Origin of the sequence: Microcoleus sp. Pol11C3, assembly GCF_036701485.1 — a bacterium.
Lineage (GTDB): Bacteria > Cyanobacteriota > Cyanobacteriia > Cyanobacteriales > Microcoleaceae > Microcoleus.
This window is the reverse complement of record NZ_JAUBQW010000292.1, coordinates 1-1738: the sequence shown is the minus strand read 5'-3', so window position 1 is coordinate 1738 and position 1738 is coordinate 1. Positions and strand designations below refer to the sequence as shown.

Annotated in this window: 1 protein-coding gene; it reads left to right on the top strand. The window is 41.3% G+C overall.

The window, feature by feature from the left end; translation table 11 throughout:
- Positions 1-372 precede the first annotated feature (372 nt).
- Entirely contained in the window at positions 373-1383 is a 1011-nt protein-coding gene (locus tag QUA40_RS28620) for a class I SAM-dependent methyltransferase (protein ID WP_333132075.1), read from the top strand.
- Positions 1384-1738: the final 355 nt, after the last annotated feature.

Here is a 1738-nt window from a genome sequence, read left to right as displayed (position 1 = left end):
AACTTTTGTTACATCTGTGGAAAAAATCCTGAAAGAATTTGGAAAAAACTATGTAATTAATTTTGTCTAGCTACTTACTGAACTTAATTTATACTTGAATTATTGCTGAATTATTGACAATAGAAAAACTTACTCACACCCAGCTAGCGGAATGTGTAGTTTTTTATCACACGTGACAAAGCAAGTTAAATGCGTTAGCTTAAATTCGATGTAAGCTGAAAACCACGCCGCAGCAATCCTGTTTCCGAAACCTAATAATTTTGGGGCAGTCATCCGCTGTATTTCAGATTCCGCAATTGTCACGGGCACATAATTTATTTCCGGAGTTGAAATTTAACATCAGTGGTTATTAGTACATCAAGTACCTAAGTAATGAAAACTAAAATGCAGCAAAGTCAACAGTGCTTAAGCCCTACCGTCGCCTGTCCGATATCTGGACAGAGTATGAAACCGTGGCTATTCATACCCGGTGATTGGCGCAGACCTCGAAACAAAGAGTCATTTCAATTGTACTGGTGCGAAAAGTCACAACTTGGATGCATTCATCCTCTACCCGAACTCAACAAAATCGCCAGCTTCTACGACATCGATGAGTATTATACTCATCATATAGACTTTACAGGCTTCGTATCTGTCTCTTCTATTTCCTTCTTCGATAAATTGCGTACCCATCTAGCTTGGCGTTTCGATCGCGGAGTAGATGTCACAAGTAAATGGTGGAAGCAACAGTTCGGGACTGCTTCCTCCTCAATCTTAGAAATTGGTTGCGCCAACGGACACCTGCTGCAAGAACTGCAAGCAGATGGCCACAAAGTCTGGGGCGTTGAACCCGATCAACAAGCTTTGGTTTTGGCCCAGCAGCGAGGTCTTAATGTATTTGATGGTACTGCTGAATCTTTGCCTCCGGAAGTCAAGTCTAGACAGTACGACATAATTGTGATGAACCACGTACTCGAACATACCAGAGATCCTTTACTTGCACTCCGCAATGCCATGCAGTTGCTCGTGGATGGCGGAAAATTGGTGATGGAAGTACCAAATAACTCTTGTATTGGGTTGAAGTCATCAGGGATTGCATGGATGCATCTAGATGTACCAAGGCATTTGTATTTCTTCACACCGCAGAGCTTTCGCGCTATCTGTGAAAAAGTAGGATTTGAGATAATTTCTACCCAATTTAATGGCTACTATCGCCAATTTGACAACACTTGGATCAATGATGAAAGAAAAATTTTCACTGTGTTCGATTCAATTGGATCTCATCAAATCGTAAAGCCCAAAGAAAACAGTAAAGTCCAAGCTTGGAAGCTACTGCTAAAAACAATTTTGGCTGCTGATGAAAACAAGTACGATTCGATCCGGATTGTGGCACAAAAGCCATAGCCAGATCGAGGTAAGGGCAATAAAGTTTGGGTTTGATTATCAAGTTTGGTTACACACTCACCATACTTTTGCGCTCCCCTGCGATCATCGCCCATGCCAGGAGTACAGTCACACCAAATGCGACTATTGACCCAGCAATCCACCTGACTTGATCGAGACTGACGCACAAAATTTGTATGTAAGGTGTGCAGTCCGCACCTTACCACATACATAATGTAAAAATGTATCCGCTCAATAAATCGGGGTAAGCTGTTCAGCATCTAAAACGCATATTGCACAGTATAATATGATGATATTTAGAAAAAGTCAATGCCTACTAAAAACTTCCTCAGTTGCGAGACAAAAAAAAGTCTAC

Coding starts and splice junctions, on each gene's coding strand:
- QUA40_RS28620 (WP_333132075.1), top strand. CDS start 373: ATGAAAACTAAAATGCAGCAAAGTCAACAGTGCTTAAGCCCTACCGTC.